General features: G+C 39.0%; 24 protein-coding genes, 1 pseudogene and 1 riboswitch. Of the genes and pseudogenes, 7 read left to right on the top strand and 18 right to left on the bottom strand.

Going from position 1 to position 23,632, the window contains the following annotated elements:
* Positions 1-103: 103 nt before the first annotated feature.
* Positions 104-249, top strand: a riboswitch (FMN riboswitch).
* Positions 250-338: 89 nt separating this feature from the next.
* Positions 339-998 carry a 3,4-dihydroxy-2-butanone-4-phosphate synthase gene (gene ribB, locus IO68_RS22560; RefSeq protein WP_031234752.1) on the top strand — a complete coding sequence of 220 codons (660 nt, stop codon included), beginning with the start codon at positions 339-341 and terminating at the stop codon, positions 996-998.
* 45 nt (positions 999-1,043) lie between these two features.
* On the opposite strand, the gene IO68_RS22565 is transcribed toward ribB, so the two are convergent.
* Positions 1,044-1,718, bottom strand: coding sequence for an HAD-IA family hydrolase (locus tag IO68_RS22565; RefSeq protein WP_023013016.1), 675 nt, complete (start codon positions 1,716-1,718; stop codon positions 1,044-1,046).
* 93 nt (positions 1,719-1,811) lie between these two features.
* Here IO68_RS22565 and IO68_RS22570 point away from each other — a divergent pair, with 93 nt between their 5' ends.
* Positions 1,812-2,579: a hydroxymethylpyrimidine/phosphomethylpyrimidine kinase gene (locus tag IO68_RS22570; RefSeq protein ID WP_023013017.1), complete on the top strand. Its 768-nt coding sequence runs from the start codon at positions 1,812-1,814 to the stop codon at positions 2,577-2,579.
* Positions 2,580-2,625: 46 nt separating this feature from the next.
* Here IO68_RS22570 and IO68_RS22575 read toward each other — a convergent pair whose 3' ends face one another.
* The 9 genes and pseudogenes from IO68_RS22575 to IO68_RS22615 form a co-directional block, all read right to left on the bottom strand.
* Positions 2,626-3,222, bottom strand: a complete 597-nt coding sequence (locus IO68_RS22575; RefSeq protein WP_023013018.1) for a glutathione S-transferase family protein — start codon at positions 3,220-3,222, stop codon at positions 2,626-2,628.
* Between the two features lie 62 nt (positions 3,223-3,284).
* Entirely contained in the window at positions 3,285-3,758 is a 474-nt protein-coding gene (gene lysM / locus IO68_RS22580; RefSeq protein WP_023013019.1) for a peptidoglycan-binding protein LysM, read from the bottom strand.
* Positions 3,759-3,973: 215 nt separating this feature from the next.
* Entirely contained in the window at positions 3,974-4,216 is a 243-nt protein-coding gene (acpP, locus tag IO68_RS22585) for an acyl carrier protein (protein WP_019385045.1), read from the bottom strand.
* Positions 4,217-4,405: 189 nt separating this feature from the next.
* Positions 4,406-4,648, bottom strand: a pseudogene (acpP, locus tag IO68_RS22590) (acyl carrier protein).
* Positions 4,649-4,834: 186 nt separating this feature from the next.
* Entirely contained in the window at positions 4,835-5,071 is a 237-nt protein-coding gene (gene acpP / locus IO68_RS22595) for an acyl carrier protein (protein ID WP_004655272.1), read from the bottom strand.
* Positions 5,072-5,157: 86 nt separating this feature from the next.
* Positions 5,158-5,892: a 3-oxoacyl-ACP reductase FabG gene (gene fabG / locus IO68_RS22600; protein ID WP_007481127.1), complete on the bottom strand. Its 735-nt coding sequence runs from the start codon at positions 5,890-5,892 to the stop codon at positions 5,158-5,160.
* Positions 5,889-6,875, bottom strand: coding sequence for an ACP S-malonyltransferase (gene fabD / locus IO68_RS22605; RefSeq protein WP_004881162.1), 987 nt, complete (start codon positions 6,873-6,875; stop codon positions 5,889-5,891). The genes fabG and fabD overlap by 4 nt, the downstream gene beginning before the upstream one ends.
* 197 nt (positions 6,876-7,072) lie before the next feature.
* A complete protein-coding gene (rpmF, locus tag IO68_RS22610) occupies positions 7,073-7,258 on the bottom strand; it encodes a 50S ribosomal protein L32 (protein WP_004638135.1) in 186 nt (61 codons plus the stop codon).
* Between the two features lie 78 nt (positions 7,259-7,336).
* Positions 7,337-7,897, bottom strand: a complete 561-nt coding sequence (locus IO68_RS22615; RefSeq protein WP_004881163.1) for a YceD family protein — start codon at positions 7,895-7,897, stop codon at positions 7,337-7,339.
* A gap of 96 nt (positions 7,898-7,993) precedes the next feature.
* Between IO68_RS22615 and IO68_RS22620 the strand changes: the two genes are divergently transcribed.
* Complete coding sequence (locus IO68_RS22620) at positions 7,994-8,656, top strand: elongation factor P hydroxylase (protein WP_004881164.1); 663 nt, start codon at positions 7,994-7,996, stop codon at positions 8,654-8,656.
* An 89-nt stretch (positions 8,657-8,745) separates the two neighbouring features.
* Positions 8,746-9,363, top strand: coding sequence for an L-threonylcarbamoyladenylate synthase (locus tag IO68_RS22625; protein WP_004881165.1), 618 nt, complete (start codon positions 8,746-8,748; stop codon positions 9,361-9,363).
* 100 nt (positions 9,364-9,463) lie between these two features.
* Here IO68_RS22625 and IO68_RS22630 read toward each other — a convergent pair whose 3' ends face one another.
* Positions 9,464-9,946, bottom strand: a complete 483-nt coding sequence (locus IO68_RS22630; RefSeq protein WP_007481117.1) for a hypothetical protein — start codon at positions 9,944-9,946, stop codon at positions 9,464-9,466.
* A gap of 152 nt (positions 9,947-10,098) precedes the next feature.
* Positions 10,099-10,830, bottom strand: coding sequence for a GNAT family N-acetyltransferase (locus tag IO68_RS22635; protein WP_023013021.1), 732 nt, complete (start codon positions 10,828-10,830; stop codon positions 10,099-10,101).
* Positions 10,831-11,069: 239 nt separating this feature from the next.
* Between IO68_RS22635 and IO68_RS22640 the strand changes: the two genes are divergently transcribed.
* The 3 genes from IO68_RS22640 to rluB are packed head-to-tail and all read left to right on the top strand — an operon-like array spanning position 11,070 to position 13,447.
* On the top strand, positions 11,070-11,864 hold the full coding sequence (locus IO68_RS22640) for a segregation and condensation protein A (protein ID WP_031234755.1): 795 nt from the start codon (positions 11,070-11,072) through the stop codon (positions 11,862-11,864).
* Positions 11,861-12,460, top strand: a complete 600-nt coding sequence (gene scpB, locus IO68_RS22645) for an SMC-Scp complex subunit ScpB (RefSeq protein ID WP_023013023.1) — start codon at positions 11,861-11,863, stop codon at positions 12,458-12,460. The genes IO68_RS22640 and scpB overlap by 4 nt, the downstream gene beginning before the upstream one ends.
* 42 nt (positions 12,461-12,502) lie before the next feature.
* Positions 12,503-13,447 (top strand): 23S rRNA pseudouridine(2605) synthase RluB, encoded by a 945-nt coding sequence (gene rluB / locus IO68_RS22650; RefSeq protein ID WP_004881173.1) that lies wholly within the window; start codon positions 12,503-12,505, stop codon positions 13,445-13,447.
* A gap of 51 nt (positions 13,448-13,498) precedes the next feature.
* Here rluB and IO68_RS22655 read toward each other — a convergent pair whose 3' ends face one another.
* Genes IO68_RS22655 through IO68_RS22680 form a run of 6 tightly spaced genes read right to left on the bottom strand, consistent with a single transcriptional unit; the run spans position 13,499 to position 22,993 of the window.
* On the bottom strand, positions 13,499-15,229 hold the full coding sequence (locus IO68_RS22655) for an ABC transporter ATP-binding protein (protein ID WP_007481105.1): 1,731 nt from the start codon (positions 15,227-15,229) through the stop codon (positions 13,499-13,501).
* A 14-nt stretch (positions 15,230-15,243) separates the two neighbouring features.
* Positions 15,244-16,386 carry an ABC transporter permease gene (locus tag IO68_RS22660; RefSeq protein ID WP_023013024.1) on the bottom strand — a complete coding sequence of 381 codons (1,143 nt, stop codon included), beginning with the start codon at positions 16,384-16,386 and terminating at the stop codon, positions 15,244-15,246.
* 8 nt (positions 16,387-16,394) lie between these two features.
* A complete protein-coding gene (locus IO68_RS22665) occupies positions 16,395-17,333 on the bottom strand; it encodes an ABC transporter permease (protein WP_031234756.1) in 939 nt (312 codons plus the stop codon).
* 12 nt (positions 17,334-17,345) lie between these two features.
* The gene (locus tag IO68_RS22670; RefSeq protein WP_023013026.1) at positions 17,346-19,361 is read right to left on the bottom strand and encodes a M3 family metallopeptidase; all 2,016 of its coding nucleotides are present in this window, start codon (positions 19,359-19,361) and stop codon (positions 17,346-17,348) included.
* A gap of 22 nt (positions 19,362-19,383) precedes the next feature.
* Positions 19,384-21,195 (bottom strand): ABC transporter substrate-binding protein, encoded by a 1,812-nt coding sequence (locus IO68_RS22675; RefSeq protein ID WP_023013027.1) that lies wholly within the window; start codon positions 21,193-21,195, stop codon positions 19,384-19,386.
* A 10-nt stretch (positions 21,196-21,205) separates the two neighbouring features.
* Positions 21,206-22,993 (bottom strand): ABC transporter substrate-binding protein, encoded by a 1,788-nt coding sequence (locus IO68_RS22680; RefSeq protein WP_031234757.1) that lies wholly within the window; start codon positions 22,991-22,993, stop codon positions 21,206-21,208.
* Positions 22,994-23,632: the final 639 nt, after the last annotated feature.

Here is a 23,632-nt window from a genome sequence, read left to right on the forward strand (position 1 = left end):
ATTAAAAAATTGATTTGGTTCGCAACATTATCGTCTTTCATAGAACGATTCATTCTACGAAAAAGTTCCCTTTCACATAATAATTATGGCTATAATCAAAGCACATCGCTTCAGGGCGGGGCGAAATTCCCCACCGGTGGTAAGTTAGGCATGACCTAATCAGCCCACGAGCCTGTATATGTTTTATATACAAGCAGATTTGGTGAGAAACCAAAGCCGACGGTATAGTCCGGATGAAAGAAGACGAAACCCCCAAAACAACGTTGTTTTGGGGTCCGCTTATTTTTACATCAGTCCTGAAATGTTCAACCGTATCCTATTTACGAGAGCGTTTCATTATGTCGAGTTTAATCCAACCCGAACTTTTCTTTTCAGCCCTTTCTCCTGCTGAACAACGTATTCAACAAGCTTTAGAAGACATCCGCCAAGGTAAACCCGTATTGGTGATGGATGACTTTGACCGTGAAAACGAAGCTGATTTAATAATTGCAGCCGAGACTGTAACCGTTGCAACCATGGCACAAATGATCCGTGATGGCTCTGGTATTGTGTGCTTATGCTTAACAGAAGAACTTGCAGATCACTTAGAACTTCCACCTATGGTTATGGATAATTCTAGCCAATTCAAAACAGCGTTTACGGTCACAATTGAAGCTGCTCAAGGTGTGACAACAGGTGTTTCTGCCAAAGATCGCGTAACAACTGTTTTAGCCGCAACTAAAGATGGTGCTATCGCAAGTGATCTCAGCCGTCCAGGTCATGTTTTTCCATTACGTGCGCGTGATGGCGGCGTATTAAGCCGTCGTGGTCATACTGAAGGAACTATTGATTTAGCACGTTTAGCAGGTCTGAAACCTTCTGGTGTTCTGTGTGAATTAACAAATCCAGATGGTTCTATGGCTTCTGGTATTCAAGTCTTAGCTTATGCTCAAACACATGGTTTGACTGTGATCAGTATTGATGAACTGGTGCAATATCGCTTAAAACATAATGTTTAATTAAACAAAAAAGCCTCGATCATTCGAGGCTTTTTCCATCTTTTATTATGAAACTTTTCGTTCTGCGTTAATCTGATCCACACATGCAATCAATTGATTAAACTGTTCAATTTGCATCACAGGTTGTGCCTGCAACAACTCTTCAGCCGTTCCATAACCATAGTCCACCGCAATCGTTTCAATTCCATTCGCACGCGCGCCAATAATGTCATATTGACGATCACCAACCATGATACATTCTTGAGCATTTAACTTTTCTTGATCAAGTATATAAGCAATTAGATCAGCTTTATTGGTACGCTCTCCAGTCAATTCGCTACCATACATTTCGGTAAAGTATTGAGCCAAGTCAAAATGAACTAAAATTTGTTTGGCGTAAATTGTTGGCTTAGCTGTTGCCAAAAATAAAGAAAAACCTTGCGCTTGCAACTGTTGCAAAGTTGCAGCAACTTTTGGATAGACTTCATTCTCAAATAAGCCTGTGACAGAAAACCGCTCACGATAAGCTGCTAATGCCTGTTCAGCGAGAACATCATCTTGTGTATTTAATAATTTTGCTAACGATGCTTTTAAAGGTGGGCCAATCGTCCAATCTAAATCAACATTATCTGCAATTGGCTGACCCAATTTTTCTAGTGCAAACCGAATTGAACGATGAATCCCTTCTTTAGGATCTGTTAATGTCCCATCTAAATCTATCAAAATATTTTTGATCGTCATTCGTTCAATCTCTTATCGCCTTACACAACAGTATCGAGAGTTTCTCGAAACTTCCTTATACTAGCGCATATTGAAGAATAAAAGGAAATTGCAGTGCGACCTACCGTACTTTGTTTTTCAGGTTTAGATCCATCAGGTGGTGCTGGCTTACAAGCTGATATTGAGGCGATTGGACAAAGTGGTGCACATGCAGCAATTGCCTGTACTGCGTTGACCGTGCAAAACTCACAACAAGTGTTTGGTTTTGAAGCAACATCTAAAGCACTCCTACTCGCCCAAGCAAATGCCGTCGTCGGCGATCTTCCGATTAAATGTGTCAAATCGGGCATGTTAGGGACAACTGACAATATTGCAGCACTCGCAACGTTCTTACGTGAGCATCCTGACTACTTGTATGTGCTTGATCCTGTACTTGTTGCTAATAGTGGTGGTTCACTCGGCGATCAAGCAACCTTAGTTAAGGCTTTTGTTGAATTAATTCCTTTAGCAACAGTCATCACACCAAATACCGTTGAACTGCGTGCACTCACTGGTTTAGATGATATCGAACAAGCGACTCAGAAATTATTTGAAATGGGTGCTCAAGCTGTCCTAGTTAAAGGTGGGCATGAAGATACACCTGATCATATTCGAAATGTACTGTATGCAAATGGAAAAATGATTGCTGAAAGTCGCTGTCCTCGCTTGGAGGGTCAATATCATGGTTCAGGTTGTTCTTTAGCAAGCTTTATTGCTGGACGTTTAGCATTGGGTGATTCATTGAAAATAGCCGTTCAGTATGCTGAAACATGGTTATTCGGTGTATTAAAGAATGCTGAAACACCTGTTCCAAATGGGCAAAAAATTCCAAAACGCTTTTAAAAATAAAAAAAGAATAGAAACCCGAGTTGTTTTTATTCTTTCCGTTCTAACTATTCAGCTCGATAAAGTTGGGGAGTTGTTCAAAACGTCTCAACCAAGCTTGAACATATGGATATTGGTCTAACTCAATCTGACCTTGATGAGCCATCTCCACATAAGGATAACAAGCAATATCTGCAAGTGTTGCTCGACGCCCTACCAACCAATCTTGTTCAGATAAATGTTGATTCATCATCTCTAATACTGCATAAGCCTGTTCAGTTGCATGCTCAATCTGTACATGTGGTTTATTTACTAAATAAAAAGCTCTTGCGGCAGCTAAACTAGAAGCAATATTTTGATTTGCAAAAAACAGCCACTCTAAAACATGTGCCATTAACATCGGTTCTAATGGAAACCATAACTGTTCCACATCATACTCACGGGCGATGTAACACAGGATTGCCTGAGAATCACGTAAATAAATACCATGATCTTCTAGCACAGGCACTTGCCCTAAAGGATTAAGCGCAAGAAACTCAACTTTCTTTTGATCCTTTGCTTTTAAATCAATGTTGATCTTTTCATAGTCTAAGCGCAAGAATGAAAGCAACAATCTAATTTTATAGCAGTTTCCTGATATGGTCGTATTATAAAGTTTCATACTATGCTTCTTTTTTAAATTATGAAAAAGGCGCTAAATGCGCCTTTTCTATTATTTTGAAATTATTGCGGAATACGCAACACCTGGCCAGGGAAAATTTCATCAGGACTTTTGAGCATTGGTTTGTTAGCTTCAAAAATTTTCGGATACTGATTTGCGTCACCATACACTTCTTTTGAAATCTTAGATAAATTATCCCCAGATTTAACCGTGTAGAACTTACTTTCAGGCTCTGGCGTTTCTACCGTCATTTGATCATCGACTTGTGCAACATGATCAATATTACCTACAGCAAGAATAATTTTTTCTTTATCGGCTTGGCTTTTCACCTGACCTTTAATTACGGCTGTATCAGTATTTCCATTATAAGTAACTGATAGGCCTTCAACACCTAAACCTAAACTTTTAATCAAACCTAATAATTTATTTGCGACTTCCTGAGCAGAAGGTTCAGCTGGAGTTGCTGGTGTAGCTTGTGGTTCTGCTGGCGCTGTATTTTTCTTACCAATACCTTTCACAAAATCAAAAAGACCCATTGTTATTTCCTCTGTAATTATTGATTAAGCATAGTCGAAACAGACTCACAATTACTTATACCGAAAAAATGAAGCATGCGAGTTTCAATTTAACGAGGTCTTGTAAACATATGTATATACGCTAAAACTTATATAAAACTAGCAAATTCACATATTTTAAAATACAAAAAAACCACCTCTCAGTGGCTTTCTCTCTTTCCAAAGCATAGTGAAATTTAAGCATTTTCTCCCACAATATTGGTCATATAATCAATTGCAGATTGAACTGTGATGATTTTTTCGGCTTCTTCATAAGGAATTTGGATACCAAACTCCCCTTCCAAAGCCATAATCAGTTCAACAACAGCCAACGAATCAGCACCTAAATCATCTGTAAAAGATGCGCTAGGCACAACCTCATCTTCATCTACACGAAGTTGCTCGATGATGATCTCTCTAATACGCTTTGCTATATCCATAAAGTTCCCTCTTGTTTTTATGATTTAATCAATTATTTTTTAAATAGCTTAAACTTTATACACTTAAATATTTTTTTTGCATATTCATAGTTTATATTTTCTTGTAAAAATATTTATATATTCATTTAAATTAAATAGTTAGAGAACAGTATTGGAGTTATATTCTATGTATTAAATGCGTTGTGCAATTTACCTATCTTCACTTACGTGAAAAACCATATAATCAATTGCATCTTGAACGGTTTTAATTTTCTCAGCATCGTCATCAGGAATTTCAAATCCAAACTCTTCTTCAAAAGCCATAATCAGCTCAACGATATCCAAGGAATCAGCCCCTAAATCATCAAGAAATGATGCGTTAGGCACAACTTCTTACTCATCTGCACCAAGTTGGTCAACAATGATTTGTTTGACTCGTATTTCGATACTCATAAAGTTACATTTTATTCTTATGATTTAGTTTGTTATTTTAAATTGAATAAATTTTATATATCCAAATAAATCCTTTTCATATTGATCGTTTATTTTTTCTTGTAACGATATTTATATATCTATCCAGTTAAAAAGTTGAACAGATAAAAAAGCCACCTTTCGGTGGCTTTTGATCATGCAATATGATTAACCAAGTTTCTTGGTTACGTAATCAATTGCAGATTGAACAGTTGTGATTTCGTTTGAATCTTCATCTGGAATCGTGATGTCAAAATCATTTTCAAAAGACATTACAAGTTCAACCAAATCTAAAGAGTCAGCACCTAAGTCATCCATGAAAGATGCTTCGTTTTTAATCTCTTCAGCACGCATACCTAATTGTTCAGCTACTGCTTGTTTGATGCGTTGTTCGATATCGCTCACAGGAATTCTCCTCATTGCTTGTGGCGTTTTAATTTGCCACTAGTTTAATTGAATATAAAAATTTTTAAAAGTTTATACATCACCACTTAAGCCATGTATAAACCACCATTTACGTGTAAAACTGTACCAGTAATGTAACTTGCCTTATCGCTAGCAAGGAAACTCACTGCATCAGCAATATCTTGAGGTTCACCTAGACGATTTAAAGCGACTTGATCAGTCATTTTTTTACGAATCTCTTCGCTTAACTGATCAGTCATTTCAGTTGCAATAAAGCCTGGTGCAACACTATTTACAGTAATCTGACGACTACCCATCTCTTTTGCTAAACTACGGCTAAACGCTTCAATACCAGCTTTGGCAGCTGAATAGTTTGCTTGACCAGGGTTAGCAAAGTGCGCAACAACAGAACTGATATTAATAATGCGCCCAAAACGAGCTTTGGTCATACCTTTCAGCACACGCTTAGATAAGCGGTAGACTGCTTTGAGATGGATATTGAGAATGTCATCCCAATCATCTTCAGACATACGCAATAATAAATTGTCTTTGGTAATACCCGCATTGTTTACGAGAACCAAAACCGAACCGTATTTTTGTTCAATATCTGAAACAAGTGCATCAATCGCCTCGCCATCACGAACATCTAATACTGCGCCTGCACCATTCTCTGCAAAGCTCTCTGTGAGTTTTTGCGCGCCTGATTCAGAAGTGGCTGTACCAACTACAAAAAAACCGTCTTGAATGAGTTGCTGTGCAATTGCTGCGCCAATTCCTCGGCTTGCTCCTGTCACTAACGCAACTTTTCGTTGTTGTGTCATGCAATTTTTCCTTCTGCCACTAACACTGCGTTTAGGGCATCTTCCATACGAGCTTTGCTATCAATCGCAAAAGCTTTTTCTATGTTCGGTAATCGCTTTGCAAGATTGCTAAGTACAGTCCCTGGCCCACACTCAACCACATACTGAATACCTTGATCTTGTAGATATTGCATCGTCTTGGTCCATTGTACTGATTCGTACAATTGAGCCGTTAAAGCTTGACGCAACTGAGCAACATCTGTCGCGATTTCCGCGTTGACATTTTGTATTACAGGAAGGTGCGGTAGCTCAATGGCAGTTTGTTCCAAAGCTTCAGCAAACTTTTCTGCTGCTGGCTTCATCAATGTGCAATGAGACGGTACTGAAACTGGTAATGCGATTGCTTTGCCTGATTGCTCTTTTGCTTCAGCCATCACTTGCTGAACCAAAGCTGCACTTCCAGCAATCACAACTTGACCTTGAGCATTGTAATTGGCTGCCTCAACTGAACCTTGTCCTGTAGCAGACGCTTTTTGACAAAGTTCAATCACTTTTTCATCTGCCAAGCCAAGAATCGCAGCCATTGCACCTTCACCTTGAGGAACAGCACTTTGCATTAACTTACCACGTAAATTAACCAACTTAACTGCATCTGCAAGCGTCATCGCTTCTGCCGCGACCAACGCACTGTATTCGCCAAGAGAATGACCAGCTAAGTATTTTGGTGCAACGCCCCCAAGCTCTAACCAAACTCGCCACAATGCAATGCTTGCTGTAAGTAATACAGGCTGAGTATTCTCAGTTTGATCTAGACCTTCTCCACTTTGCGCGATATGCCAAAGATCAAAACCAAGCGCTTCAGACGCCTCAGCAAAAGTTTCTTGAACCACACTAAATTGCTCAGCAAGTTCAGCTAACATACCTACTTTTTGTGAACCCTGACCAGGAAAAACAAATGCAGTTTTTGTTGCTTGAGCAGCCTGCTCAAGTCGTTTAGTCGACATATAAAAATCCTTCAAATGGTCTATCGCCAATTTCATCAACACTCATGATTTTACATGAGAATGACAACAGACTCTTTCCCGATGCGGCAATTTACCATTGATTAAATCGTTTTATAATTGCGAAAAACAACAAAAAAGGGAGCTTTCGCTCCCATTTTTTTTATACTTTAAGCTAACGCTTAATGCATATGACTCAATTATTCAGCATCAGCTGCTTTAGCGAATAATTGACGACCACGGTAAATACCGTCTTTAGTCACGTGGTGACGACGATGAGTTTCACCAGTAGTTTGGTCTACAGATAATGCATTCTCGGTTAAAGCGTCATGTGAACGGCGCATGTCACGGCGAGAGCGACTTTTACGGTTTTGCTGAACGGCCATGATGGCTCCTTACAAAGATCGAAAAATGGATCAGAAAAAATTCAGTTGTCTTAACTCAACATAATAACACAAATTGTGTTATGAGTTAAGTTTGCCTTTCAAACTTGCCAAAACATCAAACGGGTTATCCCGCTTTTCTTCGACAACTTCCTGAACGACAGGTTGATGTTTATGCTCACAAACATCATGTTTGGGAGATAGAGGCATCAACAATAACAATTCATCTTCTAGCAATGCGAGTAAATCAATCGAAGCAGGTGTATCAAAATCACCTTTTTTCGAAGATTCACTTTCACCTAAAACGATGAAATCAGCATCCTCATCCAAGCGCTCTATCAGTGACTCATCATCAATCAAAGCTAAACGAACATCTAAAACAAGTGGAGTCTCAACAGTATCCAAACAACGTTGGCATTCCATCGGAACTTTTGTTTCAACATGTGCATCTAACCATACAATGCGATGATAGGCATCCATTGATAGCTTACAGTCTATGTTGATCAATTGATCATTAATTGATCCAACAGCTTCACGAGCGATACGAGCAAAGCGAGACAATGGCAGTGTGCCTGACCATGTAAAGCCCTGTTCAGCCCATTTAAACGGCTCAATCTGTGCCGGAAAGGTATTTGCTGACATAATTAAGGCGGCAATTCTACAAATTCATCGGTACTCTGTCAAAGATTAAGATACAATTTTGCACTTCTTTAGACAGAACTCGGGGTAAATTAAGCAATGCACCTGTTGCAGCCGCAACTTGAAGTAACAACTTCATTACTTGTTAGCACCCATTCAACATCTGTTCCTGCATTAACGCCCGATCAAGTGCAACGTTCATCTTGGCAAAAGTTAACAACAGAAGCAGAACAAGTTGATTGGCTTATTTTACACTTTAATCACTGGTTTTCCCACCATAATGTCACGCTTGTTAAAGGTGATTTTGAACCAGAATATTTCCCAGCAACTTTAGAACATCCCGCAAGAATCCAATTTGCGCATGGTTTCTTTAATAGTGCTCTGCATGAAATCAGTCATTGGACGATTTCTGGAGCACAACGTCGACTATTACCAGACCTTGGTTATTGGTACGCACCAGATGGTCGAAGTGCAGAACAACAAGCGTTATTTGAACAGGTGGAAATTAAACCACAAGCAATTGAATGGTTATTTGCTATTGCATTTGGTCGTAAATTTCGCGTGTCTCTCGACAATCTGACAGGTGATGGCGGAAATGGACAGCATTTTAAAGACAATGTTTTTATGCAAGTTCAACGTTATTTTTCTGGTGAAGCAAAATTGCCTCTTGATGCGGCACATTTTATTCATTACATCTGTATCTGTACTCGCAATGGAAAGCCATTACAACTTGATGAATTTAAACGTGAATCGCTGAATTAAATGACAAAATTACCACAGCAAACACTTGCATCTCAGCAGCAACAAGTTTCATACTCAATTTAACGGTATATCAATCAGGGAGTTTAATCATGTTACATCTACATATTCATCCTGAGAATCCACAAGCCCGTCTGATTACTCAAGCCGTTGACCGTATTCGTGCTGGTGATGTCGTTGTCTATCCAACAGATGCAGCCTATGCGATTGGTTGCCAAATCGGAAATAAGAATGCAATGGAGCGAATTGCACAAATTCGTGGCTTAGGCCCAAAACATCAGTATGCAATTATGTGTTGTGACTTGTCTGATATTGCCACATATGCCAAAGTCGACAATGCGATGTATCGACTCCTCAAGAACAACACCCCTGCCGTAACCACTTTTATCCTGCCTGCAACAAGTGAAGTTCCTAAGCGATTGATGCACCCAAAGAAAAAAACCATAGGTTTACGTATTCCAAGTAATCCAATTGCTCAAGCGTTATTGCAAGAACTCGGGGAACCGTTATTGACCAGTACATTAATTTTACCTGATCAAAAAGATCCACTTGATGATCCTTACGATATTGAAAATCAGTTAGGCAAACGTATTGATGTGTTTATTGATGGTGGTTTTGGCACTTTATCAACTACCAGTATCGTAGATTTATCGGGTGAAAACCCAGAAATCGTTCGTCGTGGCGTCGGTGATGTCAGTGCGTTTGAATAACAATATTGAGTTTAGCAGCCTAAAACTGAAAGCGTTTTAAACTGCTAAAATAAGTTAAAAAGATTTTTTAATTATTTTTAATAGATTAAAGACTAATATGCTATGAAATACTTTGCTTTAAATTTATAAATTCAGGGCACTGTGACAAGACTTGCTTATGTTCAAGCAAAATATCACCTAAGCGGTTTTTTGCTATATATGTCATTGTTATATTATCTTCCTCAATAACATTAACGATTGCTTTAGCACGATCTTTATATTTATCATCTTGATCGGATACCTCAGAAAAATAACGACATATCAATTTTTGACTATTCTCTGCTAATTTTGACTTAATTTGAGTTTCTATATTCTTTGGTAAATCAGCAGTAAAACTCATATATAAGAAAATATTTGGATATTGATTCAAAATATCTCCTTTGATTGGCAAGCCTCTAATTTCTTCTTGCATTTTTTCATCAAATGTAAGGCTTTTAAGTTCGTTACGCTGTTGTTCCTCAAATTCATGCTGCCAATATTTTTCTGTACCAAAATATAATGCACCAATAATTACCAAACCAATTGTAATAAATTTGATATTCATACGACCCCCAATTATTTAACTTATAGTGATGAAATTTAAAATTATTTATAGCTGCATTATTAATAAATTATGTCGAAAGACAATAAAAATCATATTAAAATTTTAAAACCATTTTATATTTCCGACAGACAACAAAAAGGCTATTGTTTCGATCATAAACTTTTAAATACTGACATGAAGTCAGATAAACGCTTTTTCTGAATACCATTTGCATCAAAATTTTCTGAATTTAGCCAGTGTTGATAGGCTTGCTCTAAATCAGACCATTCTTCATCAATGATTGAAAACCATGCTGTATTCCTATTACGCCCTTTGACGATACGATCTTGTCTAAATAGTCCTTCGTATTGAAAACCAAAGCGCAAGGCCGCTGCTTTAGATGGTTGATTCGCGTCATCACATTTCCATTCAACACGTCGAAATTCTTGCTTAAAACATTGTTGTAATAATAAAAAGATAACCTCTGTTGCAGCTTTTGATTGTTTCATTTTATGTGAAAAATAAACATTACCTATTTCAATAACGCCATGCTCAAGCCTAGGATTTAACAACGCAATCCATCCATGAACTTCTCCGTTCACTTCAATCAAAAAATGCGTTGAATCTTTAAAACCAAAAAGATTGAGTAAAGACAGCTTTAACTTCTCTCGATCAGAAGGAGGTTGATATGGAAGGTAAGTCCAACACCCTTCATTTGGTTCAGTGGCTACACACTCCCAAATTTGATCTATTCCAAGCTCAGTCAGATCATTTAAAGTGTTCAACAACCCTACACTATGCCCAAACAAATTGGTTTGTAGTTGCTGGCATACAATAGGGTTATCAATGGAATAGCCGACTTCCTGACCAAGTGAATTTTGCTGTGTTTTTAAGTAATTTTTCATTGGAATTTATGGTTTAGCATCATTTCAGTATTTAATTTAACCATAAATTATATCTATGACCTATGCGATAATGCATAAACACAAAAAATACCCTAAGAAGCTTAAGGTTTTTGTAAGTGAGTAATTTATTAAATAAGCTATTTCGATTAGAATAGCGTAGCTCTTTGCGGCTTGTGTCATCTCAAGCACACAAAAAATCTCTTTCATGCTTTTGAAAATTCGCGTGGCTTATAACGGTAATGAACCAAATTCTTCCCTCTACATCGGAGTTAACTCCTTCCATTCGCGTGCTCGACGAGTGGCAAGAAGTCATACCTGAAGATTTGTACATTCCCCCTGCTGCGTTCGAAATTTTACTTGAACAATTTGAAGGTCCTTTAGACTTCTTGATTTATTTGATCCAAAAGAATGGCTTTGATTTACTACAGTTAGATATTTCTCCGATTGCGACTCAATATCTTTCATACATGGATAGTATGAAGTCACTCAATATCGAGTTGACCGCAGATTATATGGTGATGGCGGCTTTATTGGCTGATCTAAAATCTCGTCTGCTATTACCGAAACCAACAGCAATCGATCAATTTGAAAAAGACCCCAAACAAGAACTGATTGATCGCCTAGAAACCTATTTACGCATCAAACAAGCTGCTGAAAGACTCGGTCAAATGCCAATTTTTGAGCGGGATACCTTTAGTACCAATGTCAGTATCGGTCATATTGCTCCAATTTATGAAGGTTATGATGTCGGAGCTTTGCATGATGCATTATTTTGTGTTTTTAATCGTCCAGAACCTGTTACGCATGTTGTTGCACAAGAGCCAGTTTTACTTGAAGAACGAATTGCATTTATTGAAAGCCAATTGGCATCAGGCGAAGCACTCAGTTTTATTGAACTATTAAATCCCAAGCAAGGTCGTATGGGAATGGTTGTGACATTTATGGCTGTTCTTGAACTCACCCGTCAACAAAGAATCCAAATTATTCATACAGGTATTGAAGCTCCTTTAACCATTCAAGGAGTTGCTGCATGAGTTTAGAGCAGTTTGATGCCAATGAAGGAATGTCTTTAGAAGATATCCATCATGATGTATTGCTACAAATTGAAGCGATTTTATTTGCCAGTGACTCACCAGTTTCTCTTGCAAGACTAAAAGAAGCTTTTCAAAACCAATATAATAAACAGCAATTACGTACATTTTTGCAGCAACTTGCGATGTTGCAACATGGCCGTTCAATTGAACTGATTGAAACTGCACAAGGCTTTCGCTTTCAAGTCCGAGCAAAATATCGAAATATTATTGCTCAGGTGTGGCCTGAACGCCCAACGAAACTATCACCATCGTTACTCGAAACGGTTGCTGTGATTGCTTATCATCAGCCTGTAACTCGTGCAGATATTGAACAAATTCGTGGTGTATCAAATAATAGTCAAAATTTAAGAACGTTATTTGACTGGAACTGGATCAAAGAATCTGGTTTTAGAGATTTACCTGGAAGACCTGCGTTGTTAGTGACAACGCCCCAATTTTTAAATGCTTTTGGTTTAGCCTCGCTAGGTCAATTGCCTCCCCTACAGAACGCCAAGGAAGCATTCATGGCACTTGACGCGCATGCGCCGAAGTCCTGAGAAAGGTGAACTGTTGATCATTATGTCTAAGGTTGTGCTGTCATGAGTGAAAAATTACAAAAGGTGTTGGCGAGAGTCGGGCTTGGCTCGCGTCGCTATATGGAGGAAGTCATTGCTGCTGGTCGTGTCAGCATCAATGGTAAAATTGCGCAAGTCGGCGAACGTATCGAACCAACAGATGAACTTCGTATAGACGGTCGTAAAGTACAATTCCAAGTTGAAGACGAAATTCGTCGTCGCGTTTTAATTTACTATAAGCCTGAAGGTGAAATTTGCTCACGCAATGATCCTGAAAAGCGTCCAACTGTATTTGATCATTTACCCCAAATCGCCAATGATCGTTGGGTGATGGTTGGTCGTCTCGATATTAACAGTACAGGTCTTTTGCTATTCACAAATGATGGTGAGCTTGCAAATCGTTTAATGCACCCTTCAAATGAAGTTGAGCGTGAATACGCTGTACGTGTTATGGGTGAAGTTACACCGCAAATTCGCAACAACATGCTCAAAGGCGTGGAACTTGAAGATGGCCCAGCAAAATTTGAGTCATTCTCTGAAATTGGTGGTGACGGTATCAACCGTTGGTATCAAGTGGTTGTAAAAGAAGGCCGTAACCGTGAAGTACGTCGTATCTTTGAATCACAAAGCTTAAAAGTAAGCCGTCTATTACGTACCCGTTACGGTACCGTGATTCTGCCACGCGAATTGCGAACTGGTCGTTGGATGGAGCTGGATAAAACGGATATTGATAACTTAGCGAAATCAGTTGAGTTAAAACCGCGTCAAGGTACAGGTTTATTTGGTATGGCAAAACGTCGTACTGAACGTATGACTGATAAACCAATGGCAGCTCGTCGTGGTGGTTATTTACGCCAACAACGTCGTGATGATGAACAAGATCAACCACAACAACGTTCAAGCGGTAATGGCAATAATAGTAACGGTCGTAAAACGATTGGTTTCAATAAAGGTTTTAAGAAGTTTTAATCCTTTGTACTGATATAAAAAACGCTCTTATTAGAGCGTTTTTTATTGCTGTTAATGCGTTGAAGTCACCCCTTGAGGAATCGCATTGAGTAACTTCTTCGTATATTCATGCTGTGGATGTAGATATAACTCATCTGAATTGGCAATCTCAACCAATTCGCCATGATTCATTACCATCACTTGATCCGAAATATATTTCACAACGGATAAATCATGTGAAATAAAGATATAGCTCAAACCGAATTCATCCTGTAAATCTTGCAGTAAGTTCAACACCTGAGCTTGTACCGATACATCCAACGCTGAAACGGATTCATCACAAATCAGAATCTCAGGCTTTAAAGTTAAGCATCGTGCAATCGCAATACGCTGACGCTGACCACCCGAAAATTCATGTGGATAACGATCAAAAGCTTGAGCAGGTAAACTGACGCGCTCTAATAACTCTAAAGCAATTTTCTTACGTTCCGTATCGTCTTGACCAATGCCATGAATACGCATCGGCTCAAGTAGAATCTGCCCAATCGTAAAACGTGGATTAAGCGATGCATAAGGATTTTGAAAAATGATCTGTATTTTCCGTTGGTACTGAGCAAACTCTTTCTCAGACATTGCCAAAATATCTTTTCCATCGATTAAGGCTTGACCACCAGTTGCTTCATGCAAGCGCATTAACAATAGACCTATGGTGGTTTTACCTGAACCTGACTCCCCGACTAACCCTAAGGTTTTACCCTTTGCCAGTTGAAAAGATACGCCTTTAACTGCTTGAAACTCGTCACGTCCCCATAGCCCTTTACGACTATAAAAAGACTTTTTCAAATCTTTCACATCCAACACAATCGGTTCTTCACCTGTTACACCACGTGTACGCTCTTGCAAGTGAAAGGTGGATAAATTAATCGCCTCAACTAATTCACCATTTTCCTGTTTCATAAAGTCACTGGTCACAGGTAAACGATAAGGACGAGCTGATAACTGAGGACGACAATGCAATAAAGCGCGTGTATAAACGTCATTTGGTTGTTCGAGCACCTGCTTGGCTTCGCCACATTCACGAATTTCACCGTGACGCATTACAATCACTTGATCGGCAATTTCACCGACCAATGCCAAATCATGAGTGATGAACAGCATCGACATTTGACGGCGTTGGCGTAGTGACTCTAATAAATCAATAATTTGCTTTTGAATGGTCACGTCGAGTGCAGTGGTCGGTTCATCGGCAATCAACAATTTCGGTTCACAAGCAATCGCCATTGCGATCATAATCCGCTGCTGTTGACCACCTGATAGCTGGCTTGGATAAGCATCTATCTTGGTCTCAGGTGACGGAATCCCCACCTCTTTTAACAACTCAAGTACGCGCGCTCGTGCTTGTTTACGCCCCATGCCAAGATGAATTCGTAACACTTCAGCAATTTGATCGCCAACCGTAAAAACAGGATTCAAAGAAGACATCGGCTCTTGGAAAATCATGGCAATTTCTTTACCACAAATATTCCGAATTTCACGCATAGAAAGATTTAACAAGTCTTTGTCTTCAAATGTAATTCGGCTTTGCGTCGCAATTTGACTCTGACCTTTGGGTAACAAGCCCATGATTGCAAGCGAGGTTACGGATTTACCACTTCCCGATTCTCCAACCAACGCGACTGTTTTATTTTTAGGAATCGAAAATGAAATGCCTTTGACCGTTTCAATCCACTGTTTATTTTCACCCTTAAAACTGACATGAAGATTTTCGACATTTAATAGCGTTTCTTGATCATGATGATTCATCTTATTTCTCTCCGCTATTTCAGTTTAGGGTCTAATGCATCACGTAATGCATCCGTGAACATTGAAAATGCTGTCACCAATACTGCCATTGCAATCGATGCTGCTGCCAATTGCCACCATTTCCCTAAGATCAATTCACTTTGCGCTTCATTCAACATACTGCCCCACGACACCACACCAACAGGAACACCAAAACCCAAGAAACTCAAGATCACTTCTGATTTGATAAATGCGACAACTAAAATTGAAATCTGCACTAAGGCAATATGGCTAACGTTTGGAAAGATATGTATAAACATACGACGTAAATGACTCACACCAATCGCTTTGGCAGCAAGGACATATTCGCGTGACTTATGTTTCATGTATTCTGCCCTGATGAGACGAAATACGCCTGTCCAGCCTGTCAAGCCTAAGATCAGAACAATTGACAAAATTCCTTTTTGTTGAAGTACCGCAGCAATTGCAAGAACCAAGAGTAAATAAGGAATGGAGGTAAAAATGTTGTAGAACCAGTTCAAGACATCATCCACCCAACCACCAAAGTAACCCGCAATTGCCCCCAAAAATGTACCGATGACAACAGCAAGCAAAGCCGATAACAATCCTACAAGAATAGAGGTTTCTGCACCTTTAATGGTTTTCAATAGGACATCTTGTCCCCATTTATCAGCCCCAAATGGCAAGGTTTGTTTAAGTTCGACTTGTTGATCAAGTAAATGTCCATCAAGTTGCTGATCAATCGCTTGCATATCTTCTGCGAGTGGATCGACCACACCATAATAATCAACTGGTGAACCTGTTTTTTGCTCTTTAGCAATTTCAGCATTTAACTCATGAATCACATCTTTTAAAGGATCAACAGGATTCTCTGGTAAAGCTTCAATCACCTCAGTTTTTTGCTCAGACAGATTATCGCTCTTATCTGCACCGATGAAACTCGGGGGTGCGTAACTTACCGCAACCTCTTTATTCCAGTCCGAAGCAATCACACCCGTCACAGACAAAATCAACACTAAGAAATAGCACAACACCACAAATAAAGAAGCCATCGCAATACGATCTGCTTTTAAACGTCGCATAGCTAACTGCCATAATCCTGATGAAGCTGTGTCAGATGAAGTAGCTGCCTTTTTTTTCAATAATATACTCAGCATATTCCCACCTACTTCAACTGCACACGTGGATCAATCAATTTATAGACCAGATCTGCGATGAGATTAAAAATCATCGTTGCTGCGGCGACATACACGGTAATCGCTTTAATCACAGGAAAATCACTGCGCTCAACCGCAATAATCACTTCTCGCCCAATTCCCGGAATCCCGAAGAAACGTTCAATCAAGAATGCACCGATCAATAATGCTGGCAAGGTTGCCATCACATCTGTCACGATTGGAATAGATGCATTACGCAGCACATGTACACCAAATACACGGTGCTCACTCACACCTTTAGCACGCGCGGTGCGAACATAGTCCTGATTCACCTCATCTAAAACGAAGCTACGGTATAAACGTAGAGTTGGAGCAATACTCACCACTAGCATAATCAGAATAGGTAATAGTGAATATTTGAATAAATTTTCAGTAAAACTATCACTCCATCCTTGAACTGGAAACCAACTCAACTGATAAGCAAAGAAATATTGAAAAACAATGATATAAACTAAGATACTGATCGACATGCCTATCGTGCACATTATCATCACCATACGATCAGTCAAGCTGCCACGAACCGCAGAAACAGCCAGCGCAAGAATGATTGAGATCACGGTTTGAAGCACCACCAGCGGGATCAATAAGGTGAGTGATGGCCCTAAACGCGTCATAATGATTTGAGATACAGATTCACCTGTACTCCAACTCACACCATAGTCAAAGGTCAATATCTGCTTAATAAAAATCCACAGCTGAACATAGTAAGGTTGATCAATACCGAGCTGCTGTCGGATATTTTCGATCTGTTCTGGATTCGACATTTTCCCTGCCAAGATATAGGCAGGATCGCCTCCTACCCAGTTAAACAGGAAGAAAATCAGCAGTACAACCCCAAGCATGGTCGGGATCATCTGCCATATACGTCGTATGATATATGCCAGCATAAAGATGCTCCCTTATTTCACTCGTTGACCTGTAATTTCATCAAAGAAAGCTTTGTTATCAGGTTTTCGCCCAAGAAAATCTTCAACGAGTGCTTGTGCTGGTTTTTGACTACCTTGAGATAAAATCGTTTGTCGGTAGCGTTGCCCTACTTCTGGATTATTTAGGTTATTTCCAAAGGCTGACAACATATCTAAAGCCATCACTTCAGACCACATATAGCCATAGTAGCCAACTTGATAGCCGCCCATGATGTGACCAAATTGCCCTGGAAACTCTGTCGTTGGTACATAACCCAGTGCTGTTGCACTTTCCATTTTTTTCCAAACATCTAAAGGTTGTACTTTCAAAGCATCGCTGCCATGTAATGCCATATCGTACTGTGCGTAGAGTGCCTGACGTGCATAACGTAAACCACGACCATAATTGTGCACTGCATTTAACTTCGCAATTAAGGCATCATCTACACGAGGACAAGCGGGTTTACAGTAATCAGCAACTTTAGACAGTGTTTCTTTACGTCTCGCCCACTCTTCATACATCTGTGAAGGTGCTTCGACAAAATCGCGTTCCACTGAAGTGCCTGATTGAGAGGAATAGCGTGTGTTGGATAAAATGCCATGTAAGGCATGTCCAAACTCATGTACAAAGGTTTCTAACTCATCGCTATTTAACCCTTTACGATTAAAATTAGTGACTAAAGCCGAAATCGGTTTACGTTGTGTGAGTGTGCTGCCGCCATAAACGCCCCATACCGCAGCGTGTCCATACTTTCCTTCGCGTGGAAATTTATCCATGTAAAGTCCGCCCAAAAGCTTCCCTGTTTTAGCATCAGTGACGTCGTAATATTCAACTTCATCTTGCCAAGCAGCCACTTTCACGGGTTTAAATTCGATGCCATACAAATTAGATGAAATTGCAAATAACCAATCTTGTGCAGCTTGAGTTGGAAAATAATCACGTAACTGTTCTTGATCAACTTGATACTCGGCTTTGCGTAATTTTTCACTCCAATACGCTTCGCTCCATCGTTCAATTGTGGCTTGCTCAAGTGGGATATTTAAAGTTTTGGCTTTGAAAGCACGTAAAGTATCGACTTCTTTTTGTTCTAAAGGCGCAACTGTGGCGTGAACATCGGCTAGAAATTTATTAACAGCTTCAGGTGTTTTTGACATACGTTTTTGTAAAACCCACTCAGCATAGTTTGCCTTGCCAAACAGTCGCGCAAGTTCATATCGTAAATCCATCGCTTGCTTGAGTAGTGCTAAATTCTTTTCTCCACCACGACGAGTGAATGCTATTTGATAACGTTTACGCGCATCATCATTATCCGCCAATTCCATAAATGGGCGATATTCAGGATATTCAAAACCGAGTAAATAGTTACCTTTGTCATTTTTCTTTAAGCCATCAATATAGCTTTGCGGTAATCCTTTGAGTTCATCTGGAGTGAATTCAAGTTTTTCCTGATTATCACGGACATTACGGGCATATTCTTGCTCAATTTTTGTGAGTTCATCCAAGATCGCTTTTAAGCGTTTTTGCTTAGCCGCTGGTAACTGAATGCCCGTTTTTTCAAAGTCATAGAGAATGTCATCGCGGAATTTAGTATCAATTGCATCCGATGCTTTTAGCTTTTTAAATTGCTGATATAGCTTTGGGTTTTGCAAAATATCGGTTTGGAACTGGCTGATTTTAATTTCACAATCATCGGATGCTTTGCGCACGGCCTCATCTGGAGAAACATTGCTATATAAGCCAATCGGGCCATAGAAGTCTTCAAAAGATGCAAAAATACGATCCCATTCAGCAAGCACAGGTACAGCAGGAGCATCTTGCTTTAATTTTAATGTCTCCAAGTTCTTCAACTGATTTTTGACATCATTAATTTTCGCATCACATAGCGCTGGAATGTCTTTGGCTTGAAATTGAGGTAAGGTTTGACGAACGGCTGTTTCAGCAACAGCCATTTGGCTCGCTCCGATTGCACATAGACATAATGTGGTCAATTTGAATGTTTGATTTTTCATCACTACTCCAGTTTTTTAATTTCTATTTCTTCATGTCAATATCGATGTACATCCATTCAGCAGGCAGAATGGGATGCTTTTTAAATCCAATTACGCGAGGTTGCGCTAGAATATTTCGGTAACGAGCGCCAATGACCTGTACAGGCATATACACTTCTAGTACCCGTGACATCTTGCGATATAAGGCATCACGCTTAGGTCCGGGTGCCATTTTTTGTGTCTGCTCATATAAACGATCAAATTCAGGAATACTGGTACAACTGTTATTACTGGCATGAATATTTTTGCTATAGAACAGCTGCATAAAATTATCAGCATCAGGATAATCAGCGATCCAAGCAGATGTTTTAAACATGGTTTTACATTGTTTTTCTAACTTTAATGCTTCTGAAAAAGGTAAAGACTGTGTCGTCATTTGGATCTTTAGACTATCCAAAATTTTCTTCCAGAACTCAGCTTGTTGTTGACTACGTAAACTATTTCCACTCACCGTCATTTCAATGACTAAGGGCTTACCATTCGGCAAAGTTCGCCAACCATTTGCCCCCAATTTATAGTGATAGCGATCTAACAATAAATTCGCGGCTTTGACTGAATAAGGAATACTACTTCTATAATTTGGGTCATACCCCACAATTCCTTCTGGGATCAGGGCTTGTAGTTTTTTTGCATCACCTTTTTGCAAGATATTGATATAGTTATCCGCGGAAAAAGCCATCGACATCGCACGGCGAAGTGCAATTTTCTCTTTACTCATTCCACCGACAACAGGGTTTTGCATATTCCAATAGTGATAATCAATTGAAGGATCAACAATCCGAGACAGTTGCACGCCTTTTTTAACTAATTCAGGTTTAAGCTTTCCTTCCTTTATGGCTTGGGAAACAAGCTCGCCCTCTAATTGAAATAGATCGACTTCATCTTTGCTAAACGACAACCAACGAGACTGCCCCTCTTCCATCACTTGTATATCAATCACACCAATTTGTGGCATTTGCTTGCCTTGCATGGCTTTAACGATCTTTTCATCATCCGCTGAGCTTGCTTTAAAGTTCCAAACAAAACTTCTAAAGTCTGGATTGGCTTTTAAAATAATCCGTGAACCCGGCGTCCAGCTCGACAGCATATAAGGCCCTGTGCCTATAGGATGTCCCATCGCAAAGCCAGCTTTGTTTCGATATTTTTCAATCACTTCTCGTGCAACAGCACCAGCAGGCTGATGTGCTAATAACATCGGAAAGTTTTGATCGGGGCTTGTTAGGCGAATCACCAAAGTATAGCGATCAGGCATTTGCAAACCTGCAACAGGTTGATCGTAATCAAACTTCCCTGTTTTCTGCGCTTTCTTCTGTAAGGCTTCCATCCCCACGATTCGCCCATCCAGCAACCAACTATTTGGTGAACGCAATGTTGGATCAAGCAAACGTTTGAATGTGTAAGCATAATCTGCAGCTGTCAGCTCTCGTTTTTTACCTTTGAAAGCGGGATCATCGGCAAAATAAATACCCTTTTTCACCCGAATGGTATAGGTCAAACCATCTGCACTGACTTCGGGTAAAGCCACTGCCGTTCGAGGTACTAATTTTGCAGGTGAAGCCAAATAATCATAAGTAAAGAGCGTTTCAAAAATCGAACCATTGACATGCGCCGAATACAGATCATGCACACCAGCGGGGTCAAACCCTGTTTCGGCCACAGGAAATACATAGCGCAAAACCTTATTCGGATCTGCTGGGCTTTTAGCCTCAGTCCATGCTGCACTTAAGCTGATAGAGCTACCAATCAAAAGCGCTAAGGCATAGCGAGGTAAAGAAAGCTTAAACTTTTGCTTCATCATAAACTCATCACTTATTTTGACGTGGTGAAGCAATATCTAAATATTGCCAATTGGAATTCATAATTGGATGGGCTTTAAAACCTTGAACTTCGGGTTGAATCAGCCAGTTTCTAATTCGTGTATCTTGTAAAATCCAAGTCGTATCTGCTTCTATTTGTCGACTCATTTTTTCGTAAAACGGCATTCGTTTTTCAGGCGGTTGTTGCATCGCTTGTCGATATAAATTGTCATAAGCATCTGACTGATAACATGACTGATTACCGCGTCCAACATTAGGCCCATAAAGAAGTTGAGTAAAATTCTCCCCCTCAGGGTAATCAGCATGCCAAGCGCCACTCCACATCATGTATTGACATTGCGTTGCTGCTTTTAAATTATCGGCAAAGTTGCTGACTCTAAAATCAGATCGAATCCCAATCGCATCTAAACTTTTCTTCCACAACTCTGAATACATCACAGAAGCCGAGCCACTTTCAGTATTTATTTTCAAAGTCAGCGCTTTACCATCAGGCAATGTGCGATAGCCATCAGTCCCTTTTTTATAGCCAAATCGATCAAGCAGTTTATTGGCTAAAACAGGGTTGTATCCGATACTGCTACGATAATTTGGGTTATGACCATTCACTCCAGCTGGTACAAGCATTTCAGCTTTTACAGCCTGTCCTTTTCTTAAAATACGAATATATTCATTTACATCAAATGACAGTGCTATTGCTCGTCTCAGTGCAACTTTATCTAAAGATGAGCCACCGACAATCGGATCTCGCATATTCAACATAGAATAAGTAATCTCAGCCTCTTTATTGCGATAAAGCTGAACACCTTTGTTTTTCATCTCAGGTTTTAAATGATTATTTTGATCGAGGACTTTGGGAATAGCATTCGCAGTGACTTTGTCAAAATCGAGTTGTTTCGATTGAAATGCCAACCAACGAGATTGCTCTTCTTCGATAATACTAATGTTGACCTTACCAATTTGCGGCATTTGCTTACCACTCATTTCTTTAACCAGTTGATTATCCCAAGCTGTTCCAGTGGACTTAAAATTCCAAACAAAGCCGCGATAATCAGGATTTGCAACCAATTCAATTTTGCTTCGTGGTACGTATTTACTTAGCATGTAAGGTCCTGTACCTACAGGATGCATGCCTAAACGGTCTTTATAGTATTCAACTACTTCGCGAGCTGTCGCACCAAATGTGCTATATGCCAAAATATATGGAAAATTATAATCAGGCTGGGTCAAAGTAAATTGAATCGTGTATCGATCTAAAGCTTTTAGACCCTGAATAGAAGCATCATAATTAAATTTTCCTGACTTCTTCGCTTGATCGACAAGTGCATTTGCGCCAACAATTTTATGATCGATAAAAGCAAAAGATGAGGAGTGGTTTTTCGGATCTAAAATACGTTTAATTGAATAAATATAATCTTCAGCAACTAGCTCTCGCCGTTTACCTTTGAATGCGGGATCGTCTGTAAAATAAATACCTGGTTTTATTTTAAAAATATAAACTTTCCCATTGTCCTGAATGGTCGGCATACTTTCAGCCGTAGATGGAACTAGTTTCACTGGATTGGCTAAATAATCGTATTGGACAAGTCTTTCAAAAATGACATCCGCAACATTGCCACTATAAAAATTGAAGGTTTTCACCATATCAAAACCATCATCAGGCGCTTCAAAAGCGATTCGAAGAACTTTGTCAGCTTGTGCTGGGGTTTTGGTATATCCCATCGGCGCAAATGCAACAACGGTTGAAAACAACGTGACCGTAAAAAATTTAGACTTCAACTCAATGCTCACATTATCGTTTTTTAATAAATACTAGACTTTCGAATAGCATTCAACCACACAAAGACTTAACCACCTTCATTTAATTAAATGACCTTTCTTAGCAAAATCATAAATTTAATTATTTTTTACCTTTCGTAAAAATAATAAAAGTGGAAAAATCTACTTTAAGACCAGAAAACATTTGCTATTTTCATGCCACTTTTCAAATAAAATAGTTTTATCAATTAAAAAACTTTTAACACATAGTCTAAAATATTATTTTTTCTCATCTTAATGAAAAGTAACTTTATGCCAAATCATATTTTCTTATATATTTTTTTAGCTAAATAAATATCTAGAGCTAAACACCTAAAATAACTAAAATAAAATTAATTCGCACCAATTTAACGCATCATAAAAATAGCATGATTCATTTTAATGCTCATAAAAAAATTATGGTTTTTGTAAAAAAATGACAATTTGAAAAAATTTTTTAATTTCATATTTTTTAATAATTAGTAAAAATATGAAAAACTTATTTTTAAAAGTAGAACACTTTTACACTTTAAAATCGAGTTTAAATTCCTCTTAAAAATCGTATTTGGCACATGTCTTGCTAAAACGCTTTTGTTCATTCTTTTAGAGTGACCATCTATT

Origin of the sequence: Acinetobacter sp. COS3 (assembly GCF_000475335.1) — a bacterium.
Lineage (GTDB): Bacteria > Pseudomonadota > Gammaproteobacteria > Pseudomonadales > Moraxellaceae > Acinetobacter > Acinetobacter venetianus.